The sequence below is a fragment of the Rhizobium sp. BR 250 genome, from assembly GCF_047445855.1.
GTDB classification, from domain to species: domain Bacteria; phylum Pseudomonadota; class Alphaproteobacteria; order Rhizobiales; family Rhizobiaceae; genus Agrobacterium; species Agrobacterium tumefaciens_I.
In genome coordinates this window covers 151,383-168,743 of the sequence record NZ_JARWKW010000013.1, presented here as the reverse complement: position 1 = coordinate 168,743, position 17,361 = coordinate 151,383, and the positions used below count along the sequence as shown (strand labels likewise).

Sequence of the window (17,361 nt, the reverse complement as noted above, 5' to 3'; positions counted from 1 at the left end):
CACTGCTACGCGCTGCCGGTCATGAAGGGGTGGCGGGATTGGGATGCGCTGTCCGGTCCGGGGCGGCGATGAGAGAGGTGATTGCATCGAGCGGCAGCGGTTTTGAAAACCCGCCCTGATGCGCCAGTTTCCCGGCAAGCGTTTGAACGGCTTCGTTATAGGGCGTCGGAACATTGTGAAGCCGACCGAGCAAAACGATTTCGCCGTTGAGGAAATCCACTTCGCTCGAGGCTCCGCGTTTGAAACTCTGCCATGTTGATTGCTGGCCCGGATGAATGCCGCTGTTCGGCGCAACGTGCCAGTTGGAGATGTCGAGGGTTCGCTCGGAGGGCAAGGCAAGGGTGTAACCCGCTGCCTCCAGCACATGGCGGGCTTCATCCACCAGAGCCGCGCTGATCCTGTCGTTCAGATCCTGGGGACCGTCGAAAAGTTCCAGGGCATTGCGAACGTTGTGGAGGAGTTTTGCTGATTTCCACCGGCGGATATCGTCGCTCGCCTCGGCCAGATATCCCGCCCTGTTCAGGTCTGCCGTGACCTGCGTGGTCACGTCATCCTGTCCGCCCGGAAAACGCCCAACCGTCACGATGCCCAACTGCGGCTCGCCACCGACCACTACCTTGCCGGTTTCCGTGAACCGCGCCGGTGTCAGAATGCTTGCGCCATATACCCTGGAAAATGTTCTCAGCGCATTTGCTTCGGTCGCCAGTCCGTTTTGAAAAGTCACGACAGGAAGGTTTGCCGCTGCCGGCGTCGTTGTGTTCGAGACGCTTTGCCAGGACCAGAAGGCAAGTGCGCTGACGGCATCCTGAGCTTTCACCGTGAGCAGGAGGATATCATCCAGCGTCAATTCCGGAAGATCAGCCAGGTCGAAAACCTTGAGATCGATCTGCCGCGTCTCCGCGGGGCGCTGAAATGTAAGGCCATGTTGCCTGATATGATTGATCTGCGCACCCCGTCCGAAAAGTGCATAGTCAATGCCGGAAAGTGCGAACTGTGCTGCAAGGCTCGCGCCCACCGCACCGGCGCCGATGATAACGTAACGTGGCATCTGTTGTTTCTCGTCTTTTTTCACGCCCCGGATTTTCCGGAGGGCGTCGGCTGTTCATTGGTTGGCGGTCTGCGCGGGCGGCAATTGGGGATGGGGGTGGAAACGGTTCAGAATTATTCTGGAGCGGATCGTAAAGCCTGCCCGCCGTGTAAAGGAAGACCGGTCATTCTATATCTACTAATTTTATAGAAAATCAGTTCCCGAAATCAGCGATTTCGGGAGAGATCGCGCTGCTCCTGGCCGGCGCTTCATTCTGGCTGACAGGGACGCATCTGCATTCGATGCCGGCAGCCGCAACAATCTTTATTTGATACCGAAACCGAGGCGACGCAATGTTTGGCTCAGTTCCGCGCGGCCTTTCAGCGCGGCGGCATTTTCCACGCGCTGGGCAATGGGTGACGTCCAGCCGTTTTGCGGCAGGCCCTGTTTTTCCTGAAACACCTTCAAGACCTCATCATAGGAACTGAGATCATCGCTTGCCGGTTCTGAATAGGTTTCATGAAACAGAATGGATGATTGCGACAGGCGCGGCTTGACGTCGGTTTTCACCGCCGGGTCGGGATAGCCGACCGTGAGGCCAAAGACGGCGATGGTCTCGGGAGGAAGGTTCAGTTCGCGGGACACGTCTTCCGGCCTGTTGCGGATACCGCCGACATAGCAGGAGCCAAGACCGAGTGAATCAATGGCGGCAACGGCATTCTGCGCGGCCAGCGCCGCATCGATGGCGCCGATCAGGAAGCTCTCCAGATAATCCAGCCCTTCGCCCCTGTTGCCTTGGTTGGAAGCGACCGTGCGCAACCGCTTCAGGTCGATCAGCCAGACGAGGAAAACGGGTGCGTCCTTTATGTGACCGTTACCACCCGTGAAATCTGCCAGTCGCGCCTTGCGCTCCCTGTCCTGAACCGCCACCACGCTCCAAGCCTGAAGATTGGACGATGTCGGTGCAGATTGTGCGGCTGCGACCAGAAGTTCCAGAGTGCCCTGCGGCAAAGCTTTTGGCAGATAGGCGCGGGCGGTGCGATGGTTCAGCAAGGCGTCAATGGTGTCGTTCCAGAAGGGCGGAGAAAAGTCGGCCTGCGCTCCATAACGGGCCTCAACCCGCTGCTGTGGAGTTTCAAGTTTGGTGATCGGACTGGACAGGGTCATCGCGTTAAGCTCCGTAATATTGGGATGGGTTGCAACGCCCATGGTGGGAAGGCCGTGCAAGGCCTATCATTTTATGCTTTCCCAGTTCACCGGCCAGCTTCACGCAGACTATTCGGATCAAGCCGTAGCCGTCAGATGACGTGGGCGTTGTGCAGGGCGGTCAGCACCTCGTTCTTGAGGCTGGCGAGTTGCGGTGACCTTCGGTCGCGCGGACGTCGCACGTCCACCTCTATATGCTGCTGGATGCGGCCGTCATGGGCACCCATCATGTAAATCCTGTCGCCGAGGTAGAGCGCTTCGTCAATGTCATGGGTGACGAGCAGGAAGGAAATGCCGCGCTGTTCGACGAGCTTCAGCACCAGATCCTGCAACTTCATCCGCGTGAAAGCGTCGACCGCACTGAAGGGTTCATCGAGCAGCAGGATGCGCGGCTCGGTATAGAGCGCCCTTGCTATCGCCACACGTTGCGCCATGCCGCCCGAAAGGGCTTTTGGCAGTGCTCCGCCATGGCCGCTCAAACCGACATCGTTGATCAGCTTTTCCACGCGCCCGACATCATATTTCCTGCCGGCCGCATAACCGATGTTTTCGGCAACCGTCAGCCAGGGCATCAGGCGGGGTTCCTGAAAGACGAAGGCAATGGGCGGTGAGCCCGATGCCTGCGCCTCGTCCTCCTGAACCCTGACCGCACCAGAAAAACGCCGGTCGAGGCCGGCGGCGATGCGCAGCAATGTGCTCTTGCCGCAGCCGCTGGGGCCAAGAAGGACCGCCGCTTCGCCATCACCCAGCGTGAGTTGGATATCCTGAAGGACCACCGTGTCGCCGAAAGCCTTCTCGCGCACATCGACATTGAGCAAACTCATCGCAGGCGTCCTTCCTGCTGAAGCGGATAGGTGTCGCGCCAGCGCAGGCAGCGGTCCTCAACGATCTTGAAGAGGCTGTCGGAAATCTTGCCCAGCACCGCAAGGCAGATGATGGCGATCATGACGAGATCGGGCCGGGAAAGCTCCCGCCCGTCGGACAGCATGTAGCCGATACCTTCCGAGGCAGCCAGAAGTTCGGCCGCGACGACGCTCAGCCAGGCGAGCGACAACCCGTAACGCAGGCCCGTGAAGAGATGCGGCAGCGAGGCGGGAATGAAAATCCGCCACACCAGCACGGGCAGCGGCTGGCGATACATCTCGCCCACCTCCACCAGCTTGCGGTCGACATTCCTGATGCCGGAAAAAAGGTTGAGATAGACCGGAAAAAACGCGCTTTTGGCGATCAGCACGATTTTCGAGGTTTCGCCGATGCCGAACCAGATCATCAGCAGCGGCACCCATGCGAGGCTCGGGACCGCACGCAACGCCTGAAACGTCGGCTCGAGATAACGTTCGGCGGCAATCACCAGACCGACGAGCGAACCGACGACGATGGCGAGCAGGGAACCGATGACGAAGCCGACGAAGACGCGCGCAGTACTGGCCGCAACATTCGTCCACAGGGGACCTTCCGCAAGCCGCAGGAAGGTGTCGTAAAGTTCGGAGGGCGGCGGCAGCACATAGGGGCTGACCCAGCCGAGGCGAACGAAAAGCTCGAGCAGCAAAAGCGAGCCGACGGGCACGATTGCGCCGCGCAGGTCGAAACGGCCAAGGAAATTCCCCACCCTCTGCAAAAAGGGCAATCGGGAAGGGAATTGATCAGCAGTCTGTTTCACGCGCTGGAATTCGCGCGGATGGGAATTCATGCGCCAAGTGCCTTTTTCGCCGGTGCCGGATCGATCAGCGAGGAAAGGACATTGTCGACATTGACGCCGGGGCGCAGAACATCGTCGCCCAAAAGCGGCGTGACGATGCGGATCGAGTTCAGTAATTCTTCGCCGGGAACGGGATCCTTCCAGTCGCGCTTCTCGATCGTGAGCTTGGTGATCTTGGGATCGTTGCCGGTGACCTGCGTGACGAAATCGATGAATTCGCCCTTGTTTTCACGGATCCATTTCTGCGTCTGCACCCAGACACCGAGAAGTCTGTCGACCGCTTTCGGGTACTTCGCCAGAAACGCCTCGGAGACGCTGAAGACGCTGCCGTCGCGCCAGCTGCGCTCATCGAAAATCGCCCGGTCGCCGGCAAGCTCGGCCTGGGATGTGTGTGGATCGATGCCGACCCAGGCATCCACCTGACCCTGCTGAAGCGCGTTGAAACCTTCCGGATGCTGCAGGTTCACGACCTTGAGGTCGTTGATGGACAGCTTGTTCTGGTCAAGCGCGCGGACGAGGGTGAAATAGGGCGCGGTGCCCTTGGTCACAGCAATGGTCTTGCCCTTGAGATCGGCGACGGTTTTGACCGGTGAGTCCGGGCGTACCTGAATGATGGAGGAACCGCCCCAGCTCGCCACATAGATCACCTTCAGCGGCACGCCGTTGGCGCGCGCGAGAAAGGCGGAAAGGGCGGCCGAACCGGCAAAGTCCGTCGAGCCGACCTTCAGGAATTCGAGCGAATTGTTGCTGCCGCGGGATTGCACCCAGGTGATCTTGGTGCCGACATCCTTGAAAGCTTCCTCAAGCCAGCCCTTGTTCTTTATCAGCAGCGTATGGGAGGAGTAAAATCCCCAGTCCAGCTTCAGCTCGGCAGGAAACTCCTGTGAATTCTGGGCTAGCGCCTTGCCCGTGGCAAGCGGTGCCGCAAGAGCGCCGGCAATGCCGAATTTGACGATCTGGCGGCGGGAATGTTCAGCCTTCATATTAATTCACCTAATTTATGTATTTTGTGTATTTAAAGGGTATGGGCGAGTGTTTTTAAGGTCAATCCGCCCTTCTGGAACCTCATGCCAAACTTTGCGACCGACGTGGAAAATCTCCCTACCGGGAGAGCGATCGGCGCGACGGCGCTTTATTCAGGTGAAAAATCGATTGGCCGGTCGTTGCAGACCAAGATGGTCGCGCAATGTCGGCCCCTCATAATCCTTGCGGAACAGCCCGCGCTTTTGCAGTTCCGGCACCACCTGCGTCGTGAAGTCGTCCAGGCCGGCAGGCAGGAAAGGGAAGGTTACATTGAAACCATCCGAGCCCTCTTCATGAAGCCATTGCTCCATCTCGTCGGCGATGGTCTTTGGCGTGCCGACGAAGGCAAGGCCCGCATAACCGCCCAGTCGTTGGGCAAGCTGGCGCACCGTCAGGCCTTCGTTTCGGGCAAGTTCGATCACCCTTTCACGGCTGGATTTGCTGGCATTGGTCTCGGGAATATCAGGCAGGGGACCATCGGGATCGAAGCCTGAAACATCGTGGCCGAGCGCAATGGAAAGTGAGGCGATTGCGCTGTCATAATGGACAAGGCTGTCGAGCCTGGCGCGTTTCGCCTTGGCCTCTTCCACGCTGTCGCCGACGAGAACGAAAGCGCCCGGCAGGATGACAATTCCGTCGCGCGAACGGCCAGCGGCGACAGTCCTGTCCTTGACGTCCTTATAAAAGGCCTTTCCCGCCGCAAGCGTGGGTGTTGCGGCAAAAACCACCTCTGCCGTCTCGGCGGCAAGCTGGCGTCCAGGCTCGGAAGCTCCCGCCTGCACGATGACGGGCCAACCCTGCACCGGACGCGCGATGTTGAGTGGTCCGCGCACGGAAAATTCCGGTCCCTTGTGGTCCAGCACATGCATCTTTTCGGGATCGAAGAACAGCCCGCTATCGACATCCCGGATAAAGGCGTCGTCGGAAAAGGAATCCCAGAGACCGGTGACGACATCGTAAAATTCCCGCGCGCGGCCATAACGCTCGGCATGGTCAGGCTGTTCCTCGCGGCCGAAGTTTCGGGCGGCGTCCGGATTTGACGTGGTGACGATGTTCCAGCCGGCGCGGCCGTTGCTGAGATGATCGAGCGAGGCGAAACGCCGGGCCACATGATACGGCTCATCGAATGTGGTGGAGGCGGTGGCGACCAGCCCGATGCGGGAGGTGACGGCGGCGAGCGCCGAAAGCAGGGTGAAGGGCTCGAAGGAGGTGACGGTGTGGCTGCGGCGCAGTGCTTCCGTGGGCATGTTCAGCACCGCCAGATGATCGGCCATGAAGAAGGCATCGAACTTCGCGGCCTCGAGCTGTTGTGCGAAGCGAGCCAGATGGGCGAAATTGAAATTCGCATCCGGGAATGCGCCCGGATAACGCCATGCACCCGTGTGGAGACTGACGGGCCGCATGAAGGCGCCGAGATGCAGTTTGCGATCATTTGCCATTGGGCTTCACTTTCGTTGATGTTTTTGGCTTGCGCGACTCGTTGCCGATGGCCGCAGCCGCAGGCACGCCTTTGCTGATGGCGACGATATCCCTGCCGAAGGATCGGCGCGGCAAAGACTATTCCGATTATGATTTCCGAACCGAAAGATTTTTGCCGAAATTCCGCATTTGGCGATGATCCCGCCACCCACGCGGCTTTGTTTCCACCCTGTTGAGCGGGGGAACCGAAGGGTCGGACGTCACTTCCAGCCGCCCGCGCCAAAATTTGCCGAAAACCGCAGATGATTAGAAGAATTTTGCTTTCCGGATCTCCGCTTCTGTGTTTCTTATGATGCTTAAATAGAATTTTTAATGCTCATTAATTCAGAAATAACATGATGGAAGATCGCAAAACCGACGCAGTGTCTGTGAATGCGGGCGGCTTGCCGGCGCTGGAGGCGAGGCTTGCGCAGGAGCTCGCCCTGCTTGAGCGGCCGGCAAAGCCGTGGGTACCGCGCACCTCTCTCAACGGCTCTGAAGTGCTTGACGTCGCCGTCATCGGTGCCGGGCTCTGCGGGCTGACCGCGCTTGCCGCTCTTTCATTCGCCGGGATCGACAATGCCAGGGCTTTCGACAGGGCGCCCAGCGGGCGGGAAGGCCCGTGGGTGACCAGTGCGCGCATGGAGACATTGCGCACCCGCAAGGAACTGGCTGGACCGGCGCTTGGTATACCCTCCCTGACATTCCGCGCGTGGTTCGAGGCGCAGTTCGGCGCGCGCGCCTATGAGGAGATGGGGCTGATACCGCGTGAAGCCTGGATGGCCTATATGGTCTGGTATCGCACTGTGCTGGCGCTGCCGGTGAGCAACGATACCGAACTTGCCGGTCTCGTTTTGCGCGAAGATGGCCTGCTCGCTCTTGATTTTGTTGGGCCGGAAGGTCCTGCCAGGGTTCTGGCGCGCCGGGTGATCCTGGCGACGGGGCTCTATGGTCTCGGTGCGCCGCGCCTGCCGGATGTGGCGAAAACGGTTCCCACCCGTTTCGTGCGCCATAGCGGCGATGTATTCGATGTGAGCGCATGGCGCGGCAAGCGCGTCGCGGTGGCCGGTGCCGGGGCTTCGGCCATGGACAATGCAGCCGCAGCGCTGGAAGCGGGGGCCGCCCGTGTCGATCTTTTCATTCGCAGGCCCGATATCCCGCGGGTCGAAAAATTCGGCGGTGTCGCCAGTCTCGGCATGACCCACGGTTATATCGGCCTGCCCGATGCCGACCGTTGGGCCTTCATGGTTGAGGCGGAGCGGACGCAGATCCCGCCGCCGCGCCACAGCGTCCTCAGGGTCTCGCGCCATGACAATGCGTTCTTCCATCTTGGCAGTCCCATTCTCAGCCTGACGGGAGTGGGCGATGTGGTAGAGATCGAGACCCCGAAGGGGCGCTATCTCGCTGATCTCATCATTTTCGCCACCGGCTTCGATGTCGATTTCGCCCGGCGGCCGGAATTTTCAGCCCTGAACGACCGTGTCCTGCTCTGGCGCGATGCCTATCAGCCGCCGGCCGGGCAGGAGAATGACGCGCTGGGGTCCTATCCCTATCTCGGGCCGGCCTTCGAGTTTCTGCCGAAACCGGATCTGCCGCCCACCGAGGCGGAGGCGATTTCCCGCATCCATTGTTTCGCCTATCCGGCCGTTCCCTCCCACGGGAAAATCACCAGCGGCATTCCGGCCATAAGCCCGGGGGCGGAGCGGTTGGCGCAGGGCATCGCGCGGTCTCTCTTCGTCGAAGATCGCGCCCGTCATTTCGATACTTTCATGAACCACGACGCCGCTGAAATCACCGGCGAGGAATGGCGCGATGCGGACGCGCAGGACAGGATCAAGGAGCATGCCAATGGCTGAAGCGGCGCTGAAACTGGAGATATTTTACGGGATTTCTTCGCCATGGGCCTATTTCGGCGCACCACGAGCCATCGAAGTCGCCCGCACACATGGCGCCGCAATCGTGCTGCGGCCCATCCGCATCATCGAGGCTAATGGTGGTATTCCGCTGCGCAGCCGCCCGGATGCCCGGCAGAGCTATCACGCCGTGGAGCTGGACCGGTGGCGTCGATATCTCGACATGCCGCTCAACCTGACGCCGAAATTTTATCCCTGCGCCACCATCGAACGCGCTGCCCAGCTTATCATCGCTGCGCAGAAGGCCGGGCTCGATGCGATCAGCCTGTCCTTCGCCATCCAGCGCGCCTTGTGGAGCGAAGAGCGTGACATTGCCGATCTCGAGACGCTCCGCGCCATCGCGCAGGCGGTTCTCGGCTCTGAAGGTGCGGCCCTCGTGCGCGATCCGCAACGGCAAGACATCGTGGCGGAATGGCAGGGAAATCTCGCCGAAGCCGAACGTCTCGGGATTTTCGGCACGCCGACCTATGTGGTGAATGGCGAACTCTTCTGGGGGCAGGACCGTCTGGAATTCGTCAGCCGCGCCCTTGGGGTGCTCAAGCAGCAGCTTTCACAATCCGCAGTGAGGACATCCGCATGACCGATGCCGCAAAACTTCACAATGAGGCTATCGTCATCGACGGTCTGCAGACCTGCCAGTGGAGCAGGTCCATATTCGAGGACATGCGCGCCGGCGGCCTCACCGCCGTCAATGTCTCCAGCGTGATCTGGGAAAACTTTCGCGAGGGCATCGGTTATGTCAGCGAATGGAAGCGTTTCCTGCGGGAAAACGACGACCTTATCCGCCCGGTGCGTACGGTTGCCGATATTTACGCGGCCAAGGCCGAGAACAGGACCGGCATCATCATCGGCTGGCAGAACACTTCGCCGCTCGAGGACAAGCTGGATTATGTCGAGATTTTCAAGGATCTCGGCGTCGGCATCATGCAGCTGACCTACAATACCCAGAACTATTCCGGTGCCGGTTACCTTGAAGAAAACGACAGCGGCCTGACAGGCTTCGGCCGCGAGGTGCTGGCGGAGATGAACCGTGTCGGCGTTCTCTGCGATTTGAGCCATGTCGGCGACAGAACCACGGCGGATGTCATCGCCCGCTCGCAAGCGCCGGTCTGCATTTCGCATGTGCTGCCACGGGCGCTGCGCGACGTGAAGCGCAACAAGCCGGATGAACTCTTCAAGGCCTGCGCGGAGAAGGGCGGCATCATCGGCATCAGCCTTTTTGCGCCGGGCCTTGCCGCCGGAAACGATGCGACGGTGGAGGATTATCTCGATGCCATGGCCTATGTCATCGATCTCGTCGGCGAAGATCACGTCGGCATCGGCACGGATTTCTCGCAGGAGCGGCCGCGCCCCGGCCCCTGGCAGCTCTGGGCCAACCGTGACAAGGGCACGGCCCGCACGCTGACGGAATTTGCGACCGTCAAGATTTCCAAGCCGAAGGGCATCGAGCGCATCGGCGAGGTGCCCAACATCACCGCCCGCATGCTGGCCCGCGGCTGGAGCGAAACACTCGTCCTCAAACTTCTCGGCCAGAACTGGCTGCGCGTGCTGGACGCCGCCTGGCGGCCGGCAAACTGACAATATCAAAAACAAACGGAGGCAACTGAAATGAAAAATGCTCATCAGCGCCGCAAGGCCGCTCTCGTCGTCGGCATCGTTGCCGCCGGGATCGCATCGCTCTCGGGTACCGTCTTCGCACAGGATGCGACGAAGGGCACCGTCAACATCGTCGGTTTCTCCGGCGTCTTTGCGGATAATTATCAGAAATTCATCATCGACGCCTTCAAGGCCAAACATCCCGGCATCGAGGTGAATTATCAGCAGAGCAAGAATTCGGCCGAAACGCTGGCGCTTCTCACCCTTCAGCGCGCCGAGCCGAAGGTCGACGTCGCCCTGATCGACGTTTCGGTTGCGATCAAGGCGAACAAGGAAGAGCTGTTCACCAAGCTTGATCCCGCCAGGGTGCCGAACCTTGCCGAACAGCCGGAATGGGCGCGCATCGACGGTGACCGCGCCGTCGCCTTCTCGCAGGACAATCTGGCTATCCTCTACAATACCGACGCAGTGAAGGAGCCGCCGACAAGCTGGGCTGATCTCGCCGATCCGAAATACAAGGGAAAGATCGCCGCCAAGCTTTCCGATACGCGCGGCGTCATCCTGCTGCCGATCCTCACCAAGCTGAAGGGCGGGGACTACAAGACCTCCGTCGATCCGGCCATCGATTTCCTGAAGGAAGTTGCGCCGAGCGTCTCGACCTTCGAACCTGCGCCGGATTGTTATGCGGTGGTGCAGAGCGGCGAAGTTGATCTCTCCATCTGCTGGAACGGCCGCGCGCAATATCTGCACGACACGCAGGGCGGCAAGATCGGCATTGCCCTGCCGAAGGAAGGCTCCATCGGCCAGACGAACACGATCGGTCTGGTCGAAGGCTCCGCCAACAAGGAGGCTGCCGAACTCTTCGTCAATTATGCGCTGAGCGCCGAGGCACAGGCGACCTTTGCCGAAAAGAGCTTCTACGGTCCGGTCAACAGCAAGGTCGCGCTCAGCGAACCCGTTGCCGCCCGCATCTACGGCAGCAAGGAGGCCCAGGCCGCGCAGTCTTCTCTCGACTGGAACTTCGTGGCGGACAAATATTCGGCGTGGATACAGCGGATCAACCGCGAGGTCATCGCGGCGAATTGAGACAGGAAGCAGAGGACGCCATGGCCGATCATCATGTCGAGATCGACAATCTCGTGAAGACCTATCCGGGCGCCCTCAAGCCCTCCGTGGATCACGTCAGCCTTTCCCTGCCGCGCGGGGAAATGCTGGCGCTGCTGGGGCCTTCCGGCTGCGGCAAGACGACGATCCTGCGCATGATCGCCGGCCTCATTCCGGTAACCTCGGGTGAAATCCGGCTGGACGGTCGCGATATTTCCGCAACCCCGGTGCACAGGCGCAATATGGGCATGGTCTTTCAGGCCTATGCCCTGTTTCCGCATATGAATGTTGCCGAAAACATCGCCTTCGGGCTGGAAATGCGCGGCATTGCAAAGTCCGAGCGCAAGGAGCGGGTGGCGAAGGCGCTCGATCTGGTCAAGCTTTCCGGTTTCGGCGAAAGGCGCGTCTCCCAGCTTTCCGGCGGCCAGCAGCAGCGGGCGGCCATCGCCCGCTCTCTCGTCATCGAACCCGCTCTGCTGCTGTTCGACGAGCCGCTCTCCAATCTCGATGCCAAGCTGCGCGACGAGATGCGCGATGAAATCCGCGATATCCAGAACCGCACCGGCGTCACCAGTATTTTCGTGACGCATGATCAGGACGAGGCCCTGTCCATGGCCGATCGGCTCGCCGTCATGTCTGAAGGGCGGCTGGAGCAGATCGGCACGCCGCGCGAGATTTTCGACCGCCCAAAAACGGATTTTGTCGCCTCCTTCATTGGCGCCGGCTCGTTCCTTGCGGGCACCGTGGTTGCGTCGGGCCGCGCCGAGATTCCCGGCCTCGGCTTCCTGCATTTCTCGGGCACTGTCCCGGTTGGCCAAAAGGCGCGGTTTCTGGTTCGCCCGCATCGCTTTCTCCTTGGCGATGGCGTCAATGCTTTCTCGGGCATCGTCGAGCACGTCACCTATCGCGGGCAGATGCTGACGCTTGGCGTGCGCGCCGGCGATCATCGCCTTCAGGCCGATCTGCCCACCCATGCCGCTGCCTTGCCGGCGAAGGGTGAGCGGGTGACGCTTTCCGTTGCGCCCGAGGATGTGACGCTGATCGGGGAGGCGGCCTGATGGCGTCGGCAAGCCATGCTTCCGGTGGCGGCACGTCGCATCGCGGCGTTTTGCTTCTCCTGCTTCTGCCGGGCCTCGTCGCACTGTTGACGACGTTTCTGTTGCCGCTCATCTGGCTGGTGCGCGCCTCATTCGCATCCTCGTCCATGGCCGCACTTCGCGGCGGCGACTGGACGCTCGAATCCTACAGAACCGTGCTGTTCGACCCGTTTTACTGGAAGATTGCCTGGAACACGCTTTATCTCGGCGTGAATGTCGCCATTTTCACGGTCGTTTTTTCTTATCCTATCGCACTTTTCCTCGCCCGCACCCAAAGCCGCTGGCGCGGGGTGCTGACGGCACTTGCCGTTGCCCCGCTTCTCACCTCCTCGGTGGTGCGCACCTATGGCTGGATGGTCATTCTGGGGGACAGGGGCGTCATCAACACGGCGCTGCAATCCTCCGGACTGACGGACGGCGTCATCCGTCTGACCAATAATTATTTCGGCGCAACCGTCGCGCTGATCGAAATCCTGATGCCCTACGCGATCCTGGCGATGCTGAGCGGCTTCGGCCGGCTGAACACACAGCTGGAGGAGGCCGCCGCCATGCTGGGCGCAAACCGCCTGCGCGTCTTCACCCGCATCGTGCTGCCGCTTTCGCTGCCCGGCGTTCTCACCGCCGCACTTCTCGTCTTCGTGCTGGCGATTTCCTCTTTCGTCACGCCGCGCCTGATGGGCGGCGGCCGCGTCTTCGTCATCGGCACGGAGGTTTATAACGAAGCGACGGTGACGCTGAACTGGCCTCTGGCGGCGGCGCTTTCGGTGCTTTTGCTCGTGCTGTTCGGCAGCGTGATCGTGATTTACCAGCGCGCCATGCGCGCGCTTGAGACGTGAGGCCGGCCATGGACGCAAAATTCGGACGTCTCGCCCACGCGCTTCTGCTGACACTGCTTTACCTGTTTCTTCTGGCGCCGATCATCGTCGTCCTGATCATTTCCTTCGATACGCGGCAATATCTGGCTTTTCCGCCGGAAAGCCTGTCCTTCGGCTCCTATGCCAAGGTTTTCGCCAATGCCAAATTTATCGGCGCCTTCTGGCGCAGCCTCGGCATTGGCCTGCTTGTCGGTTTCGTCTCGATCTTCGCGGGGCTGCTTCTGTCGCTGGCGCTGTCACGGCATGAATTCCGTGGCAAGGGCGCGATCAATTTCCTCATCCTCGCACCCTTCCTCGTACCGCATATCGTGCTTGCCGTCGGCGTGATGCTGGTGCTCGGGCCGCTTGGCCTGCTCGACAGCTATACCGGCATTTTCCTCGCCCATCTCGGCATCACCACGCCCTATACGGTGCGCACCATCACCATGAGCCTGATGGCGGTGGATCGCCGTATCGAGGAGGCGGCGCGCGTTCATGGCGCATCGCCGGCCATGGTGCTGTGGCGCATCACCCTGCCGCTGGTCCGGCCCGGCCTCATCGCCGGGGCTGTCATCGCCTTCCTGATTTCCTTCGATGAAGCGACGATCTCGCTCTTCATCGTTTCGGTCAAATCCTCGACGCTGCCGACGGAAATCTATCACTATCTGGAATACTCCACCGATCCGCAGATTGCCGCTCTCTCCGTCATCCTCATTCTGATTTCGGTTATCGTCGTGGTGGCGGTCGAGCGGTTGATCGGGTTGCGCAAGGTGTTGTGACATGACGAAGGTAAAAATCGCGGCCGGTGCGCTGCAGGGTGTCAGGGAAAACGGAATTCACGCCTTTCTCGGTGTGCCCTATGCCGCGCCTGTCACGCCGGAACGCCGCTTCGAAGCTCCGCAGCCAGTCCTGCCATGGCAGGGCACGCGGGACGCCACCCGGCTTGGGCCCGTCTGCCCGCAAATTCCCACTTACGGTCCGGTAGGCACCGCCGCCACCTCGAAACTGGCCTTCGGCGAGGATTTCCTGACGCTCAATATCCGCACGCCGGATCCTGCTGGCCGGGCGCCGGTGCTCTTCTGGATCCATGGCGGTGGATATGCGGTCGGTTCTGCAAACGAGCCGGTGCTGCAAAGCGGTGCTTTCGCGGCAAGCGGCATCGTCGAAGTTACCGTCAATTTTCGCCTCGGTGCACTCGGCTTCCTCCATGTCGAGGGAAAACCCGATAATCGCGGTCTGCTCGATCTTGTGGCCGCGCTCGAATGGGTGCGCGACACTATTGCCGCCTTTGGTGGTGATCCTGAACGGGTGACCCTCGCGGGGCGCTCGGCAGGCGGCTTCGCGGTCGCGACGCTAATGGCCATGCCGCGTGCGCAGGGGCTTTTTCACCGGGCCATGCCGCAAAGCGGTGCAAGCACGGCGATCGCCTCGCAAGAGGATGCCGCCAAGCTTTCGCGCCGCTTTCGGGCGGCGGCGGAAACGGACGATGCGTCGCTTGCCGAGCTTCCCATGCAGAGGCTGCTCGAAATCCAGCGCGATCTCTGCAACCAGTCCTATGAGCAACATGATTTTGCCCGCGACGGGGCGGCCGCGATGCTCGGCGTGCCCTTTGTGCCTGTCGTCGACGGGGTGACCCTGCCCGAACATCCGGAAACTGCCGCGCAGGCAGGGCGCACCGCCGCCGTGCCGATGATGATCGGCTGCACGACCGGAGAATACGTCACCCATGCGACGGTGCAGCCGGAAATAGATTTCGCGCTCTGCGCAAAGCTGCTGCATGAGCGTGTTTTGCCCTGTGGCCACAGCGGTTCCGGCATTGTGGAGCGCTATCGCGCCGCCTTGCCAGGCCACAGCCCACGCGGCATCTGGCGCGCGGTTGCCGGCGATCTGGTCTTCCAGCTTCCAGCGATCCGTTTCGCCAAGCTGCATGCCCGCTTCAACCCGGTCTATAAATATCTCTACGGCTCTTTGGGTGCCAATGAACTGGGTGCGCCGCATGGGGCGGAAGTCGGTTCCGTCTGGTATCGCGATGGCTCAAACAGCCGCGACCTGCCGGAGAGGCAGCGCGTGCCGGATGCGGGCTTCGCAAGAGCGATCCATGATCTGTGGGCCTCATTCATCACGGGCGCACGGCCGACCGCGCCAAACGGCACTTGGCCGCTTTATCATGCCGAAAAGCCGATGGTTCTGCGGGCGGGGCCAACAGGGTTTGGTGTCACTCTCGATCCTTTCGACGGGCGCGAGGCGCTCTGGCTGCCGGCTGGTCATGAAGATCGTCGGTCGGTATAGCGCTTGGTGACGATGACGAAGAAACACAGGTCTCGGGGCGGAGTGGAAAATGGTGTCTGACTATCTCGATACACGGCAACTCGAGGCTTTCGTGGCTGTGGTTTCGATCGGCAGCATTACGGGTGCAGCAAAAGCGCTGGGCAAATCCCAACCCGTCGTGACGCGCCTCATCCAGGACCTGGAGGGCGAAATCGGTTTTGCGCTGCTGCATCGCAACGGACCCCGCATCGCCCCCACCGAAAAGGGCGTCGCTTTTTTCGCCCAGGCGGAACTGTTCCTCGGTGGCCTCAGAACGATCAGCGAAAGCGCAAGGCGCATTCAAGGCGCGCGCCGTACGGCCATCGAGGTGGCGTCGATCCCGGCGATTGCGGCCAGCCTTTTGCCGAAGGCGCTTGCCGCCCTACCGGCCGACAGGTTTCCCGATCACGTGCATCTGCAGAGCATTTCCTCGGAAAATGTCGTGCAGGCGGTGATGGCGGGGACGGCGGATCTGGGCGCCGTCAGTCTTCCGCTCGACAATCCCGGCATCGACATCCACTGGCTGGGGGAGGTGCCATGCGTGGCCGTGGTTGCGGAGGATCACCCGTTGGCGCAAAAGGCGGTGATCTCCGCGGAAGACCTCGCCGGACATCGGCTTATAGCGTCTGCAAATCCCTTCCGCCTTCGTATGCGGATCAACGATGTGCTTTCCAATCTCGGCGTCGACCTGTCCTCCGTGATCGACAGCAATGCGACCTATGTTTCCCTTTCGCTTGCGCGCATGGGGCTCGGCATCGCCATCGTCGAATCGATCACCCTCTGGGGCCTGCCGGTGGAGGGTGTCCGCGTTCTGCCTCTTTCATTCCACATACCGTTCCAGTGGGGCCTCGTCACGGCGGCCGGCCGGCCGGTCATTTTCGAGGTGGAGCAACTGGTGGCCACCGCAAGGCGAATGGTGGCGGACATACCGCAAGCGGTGGTGTACGATAAAATATCGCAAATCCAATTATTTGATTGAGTTTTCCCAGATGCGGGCGTTTCGATTGTTCGGCATCTCTCGCCTCCCGCCTTGAGGGGCAGTCCATCTGTTGAGCGAACTTCTACACCCGTTCCAGTCCACTCATCGTGATCAGCCCAACAGGCGCCATTCCACCGATCGGCAAGACGGCATTCGACGTCAGTCCCGGTCTGCTCGGGGCATGTTTTAACTTGTCTTCGGCCGTAACGCCGCCCTCGATGCCTGTGTGAGCAGGCCTGTATCGCTTGCAGTTGTCACGAGGCTGTAGCCTCGATCAAACATGTCGCCGAGATCCGAAGGGTCGATTGCCGCACCGCCGAGCAACCGGCCGGATGCGAGAACGCGTTCCTCGATATGGGCAATCGCTTTTTTGAGTTCGCTCGAACCGAGATCGCCATAAGGCCCGAAGCCGGAGGTGAGATCGAGCGGGCCGATGAACAGCATATCGATGCCTTCGACCGCCGTAATGGCATCGATCGCTTCGGCTCCTTCGCGCGATTCGATCATGGCGACAACCAGTGTCCGGGATCGGGCCTGTTCCACATAGGTGAGCCGGTCCAGGCCGTAACGCGCGGCACGGGAGACCGTGAACTGGGCGCCACGTCGTCCGAGAGGTGGATAATGGGTGGCTTCGACGAGTACGCGTGCCTGTTCCGCGCAACGGACATCCGCCGCGACGATGCCGTCGAACCCGGCATCCAGTAGCGGTTTGATGTCCGCCGCCGAGGCGCCATGCACGCGCACAAGCACTGGCACGGTGCTTACGGACTTTATTGCGCGCAACTCGTGCAATGCGCCGTAAAGGCCGGCTGCCGCATGTTCCCTGTCTATGACGAGCGCGCCGTAACCCGCCAGCGCCATGATTTCCCCCACGTCGGGAGAGGCCAAAAACAGGAATGCGCCCTGCACCTTTGCGCCGGAGTGCAATTGCGCGCGGAGATCGGGGCGATCGGTTTCAGGCATGCTTGCGTCTCCAGAGGGTTTCTGGCGAAAAGAGCGCGCGTTGGCGCGGGACGCAATCCTGTAATTCTTTGCAGGTAGGCAGCCCGTTTCAGCGCTGGCATGCTGTGGGCATATTGAACTCACACGGATGACATA

General features: G+C 60.9%; 16 protein-coding genes. 9 read left to right on the top strand and 7 right to left on the bottom strand.

Annotated features, from left to right (window positions below):
• Nucleotides 1-19: 19 nt before the first annotated feature.
• From QD336_RS20190 to QD336_RS20165, 6 genes are all read right to left on the bottom strand, one after another.
• Entirely contained in the window at nt 20-1,048 is a 1,029-nt protein-coding gene (locus tag QD336_RS20190; protein WP_499171936.1) for a ketopantoate reductase family protein, read from the bottom strand.
• A 303-nt stretch (nt 1,049-1,351) separates the two neighbouring features.
• Nucleotides 1,352-2,194, bottom strand: a complete 843-nt coding sequence (locus QD336_RS20185) for an NADPH-dependent oxidoreductase (protein WP_499171935.1) — start codon at nt 2,192-2,194, stop codon at nt 1,352-1,354.
• Nucleotides 2,195-2,325: 131 nt separating this feature from the next.
• Nucleotides 2,326-3,057 (bottom strand): ABC transporter ATP-binding protein, encoded by a 732-nt coding sequence (locus QD336_RS20180; protein ID WP_499171934.1) that lies wholly within the window; start codon nt 3,055-3,057, stop codon nt 2,326-2,328.
• Nucleotides 3,054-3,923 (bottom strand): ABC transporter permease, encoded by an 870-nt coding sequence (locus QD336_RS20175; protein ID WP_499171932.1) that lies wholly within the window; start codon nt 3,921-3,923, stop codon nt 3,054-3,056. The genes QD336_RS20180 and QD336_RS20175 overlap by 4 nt, the downstream gene beginning before the upstream one ends.
• Nucleotides 3,920-4,915, bottom strand: a complete 996-nt coding sequence (locus QD336_RS20170) for an aliphatic sulfonate ABC transporter substrate-binding protein (protein ID WP_499171931.1) — start codon at nt 4,913-4,915, stop codon at nt 3,920-3,922. The genes QD336_RS20175 and QD336_RS20170 overlap by 4 nt, the downstream gene beginning before the upstream one ends.
• A gap of 153 nt (nt 4,916-5,068) precedes the next feature.
• The gene (locus QD336_RS20165) at nt 5,069-6,394 is read right to left on the bottom strand and encodes an LLM class flavin-dependent oxidoreductase (protein WP_499171929.1); all 1,326 of its coding nucleotides are present in this window, start codon (nt 6,392-6,394) and stop codon (nt 5,069-5,071) included.
• Nucleotides 6,395-6,769: 375 nt separating this feature from the next.
• On the opposite strand from QD336_RS20165, the gene QD336_RS20160 reads away from it, so the two are divergent.
• Genes QD336_RS20160 through QD336_RS20120 form a run of 9 tightly spaced genes read left to right on the top strand, consistent with a single transcriptional unit; the run spans nt 6,770 to nt 16,263 of the window.
• Nucleotides 6,770-8,269 carry a SidA/IucD/PvdA family monooxygenase gene (locus QD336_RS20160; protein ID WP_499171928.1) on the top strand — a complete coding sequence of 500 codons (1,500 nt, stop codon included), beginning with the start codon at nt 6,770-6,772 and terminating at the stop codon, nt 8,267-8,269.
• Nucleotides 8,262-8,906 (top strand): 2-hydroxychromene-2-carboxylate isomerase, encoded by a 645-nt coding sequence (locus QD336_RS20155; protein WP_499171927.1) that lies wholly within the window; start codon nt 8,262-8,264, stop codon nt 8,904-8,906. Before QD336_RS20160 ends, QD336_RS20155 begins: the two co-directional genes overlap by 8 nt.
• Nucleotides 8,903-9,904, top strand: a complete 1,002-nt coding sequence (locus QD336_RS20150) for a dipeptidase (RefSeq protein WP_499171926.1) — start codon at nt 8,903-8,905, stop codon at nt 9,902-9,904. The genes QD336_RS20155 and QD336_RS20150 overlap by 4 nt, the downstream gene beginning before the upstream one ends.
• Nucleotides 9,905-9,934: 30 nt before the next feature.
• Entirely contained in the window at nt 9,935-11,008 is a 1,074-nt protein-coding gene (locus tag QD336_RS20145; RefSeq protein ID WP_499171925.1) for an ABC transporter substrate-binding protein, read from the top strand.
• 20 nt (nt 11,009-11,028) lie between these two features.
• A complete protein-coding gene (locus QD336_RS20140) occupies nt 11,029-12,084 on the top strand; it encodes an ABC transporter ATP-binding protein (RefSeq protein ID WP_499171924.1) in 1,056 nt (351 codons plus the stop codon).
• Nucleotides 12,084-12,959: an ABC transporter permease gene (locus tag QD336_RS20135; RefSeq protein WP_499171923.1), complete on the top strand. Its 876-nt coding sequence runs from the start codon at nt 12,084-12,086 to the stop codon at nt 12,957-12,959. Before QD336_RS20140 ends, QD336_RS20135 begins: the two co-directional genes overlap by 1 nt.
• 8 nt (nt 12,960-12,967) lie before the next feature.
• The gene (locus QD336_RS20130; protein ID WP_174024537.1) at nt 12,968-13,756 is read left to right on the top strand and encodes an ABC transporter permease; all 789 of its coding nucleotides are present in this window, start codon (nt 12,968-12,970) and stop codon (nt 13,754-13,756) included.
• Between the two features lies 1 nt (nt 13,757).
• The gene (locus QD336_RS20125) at nt 13,758-15,266 is read left to right on the top strand and encodes a carboxylesterase/lipase family protein (protein ID WP_499171922.1); all 1,509 of its coding nucleotides are present in this window, start codon (nt 13,758-13,760) and stop codon (nt 15,264-15,266) included.
• 49 nt (nt 15,267-15,315) lie between these two features.
• Complete coding sequence (locus tag QD336_RS20120; protein WP_269344633.1) at nt 15,316-16,263, top strand: LysR family transcriptional regulator; 948 nt, start codon at nt 15,316-15,318, stop codon at nt 16,261-16,263.
• Between the two features lie 186 nt (nt 16,264-16,449).
• Here the strand turns inward: QD336_RS20120 and QD336_RS20115 are convergent, their stop codons facing one another.
• On the bottom strand, nt 16,450-17,226 hold the full coding sequence (locus QD336_RS20115) for an HpcH/HpaI aldolase family protein (protein WP_499171921.1): 777 nt from the start codon (nt 17,224-17,226) through the stop codon (nt 16,450-16,452).
• Nucleotides 17,227-17,361: the final 135 nt, after the last annotated feature.

Bases quoted from the DNA above. Each gene is read 5' to 3' on its own strand.
- QD336_RS20190 (WP_499171936.1), bottom strand. From the start codon at position 1,048: ATGCCACGTTACGTTATCATCGGCGCCGGTGCGGTGGGCGCGAGCCTT.
- QD336_RS20115 (WP_499171921.1), bottom strand. From the start codon at position 17,226: ATGCCTGAAACCGATCGCCCCGATCTCCGCGCGCAATTGCACTCCGGC.
- QD336_RS20175 (WP_499171932.1), bottom strand. From the start codon at position 3,923: ATGAATTCCCATCCGCGCGAATTCCAGCGCGTGAAACAGACTGCTGAT.
- QD336_RS20160 (WP_499171928.1), top strand. From the start codon at position 6,770: ATGATGGAAGATCGCAAAACCGACGCAGTGTCTGTGAATGCGGGCGGC.
- QD336_RS20170 (WP_499171931.1), bottom strand. From the start codon at position 4,915: ATGAAGGCTGAACATTCCCGCCGCCAGATCGTCAAATTCGGCATTGCC.
- QD336_RS20135 (WP_499171923.1), top strand. From the start codon at position 12,084: ATGGCGTCGGCAAGCCATGCTTCCGGTGGCGGCACGTCGCATCGCGGC.
- QD336_RS20140 (WP_499171924.1), top strand. From the start codon at position 11,029: ATGGCCGATCATCATGTCGAGATCGACAATCTCGTGAAGACCTATCCG.
- QD336_RS20125 (WP_499171922.1), top strand. From the start codon at position 13,758: ATGACGAAGGTAAAAATCGCGGCCGGTGCGCTGCAGGGTGTCAGGGAA.
- QD336_RS20120 (WP_269344633.1), top strand. From the start codon at position 15,316: ATGGTGTCTGACTATCTCGATACACGGCAACTCGAGGCTTTCGTGGCT.
- QD336_RS20150 (WP_499171926.1), top strand. From the start codon at position 8,903: ATGACCGATGCCGCAAAACTTCACAATGAGGCTATCGTCATCGACGGT.
- QD336_RS20145 (WP_499171925.1), top strand. From the start codon at position 9,935: ATGAAAAATGCTCATCAGCGCCGCAAGGCCGCTCTCGTCGTCGGCATC.
- QD336_RS20165 (WP_499171929.1), bottom strand. From the start codon at position 6,394: ATGGCAAATGATCGCAAACTGCATCTCGGCGCCTTCATGCGGCCCGTC.
- QD336_RS20180 (WP_499171934.1), bottom strand. From the start codon at position 3,057: ATGAGTTTGCTCAATGTCGATGTGCGCGAGAAGGCTTTCGGCGACACG.
- QD336_RS20155 (WP_499171927.1), top strand. From the start codon at position 8,262: ATGGCTGAAGCGGCGCTGAAACTGGAGATATTTTACGGGATTTCTTCG.
- QD336_RS20185 (WP_499171935.1), bottom strand. From the start codon at position 2,194: ATGACCCTGTCCAGTCCGATCACCAAACTTGAAACTCCACAGCAGCGG.
- QD336_RS20130 (WP_174024537.1), top strand. From the start codon at position 12,968: ATGGACGCAAAATTCGGACGTCTCGCCCACGCGCTTCTGCTGACACTG.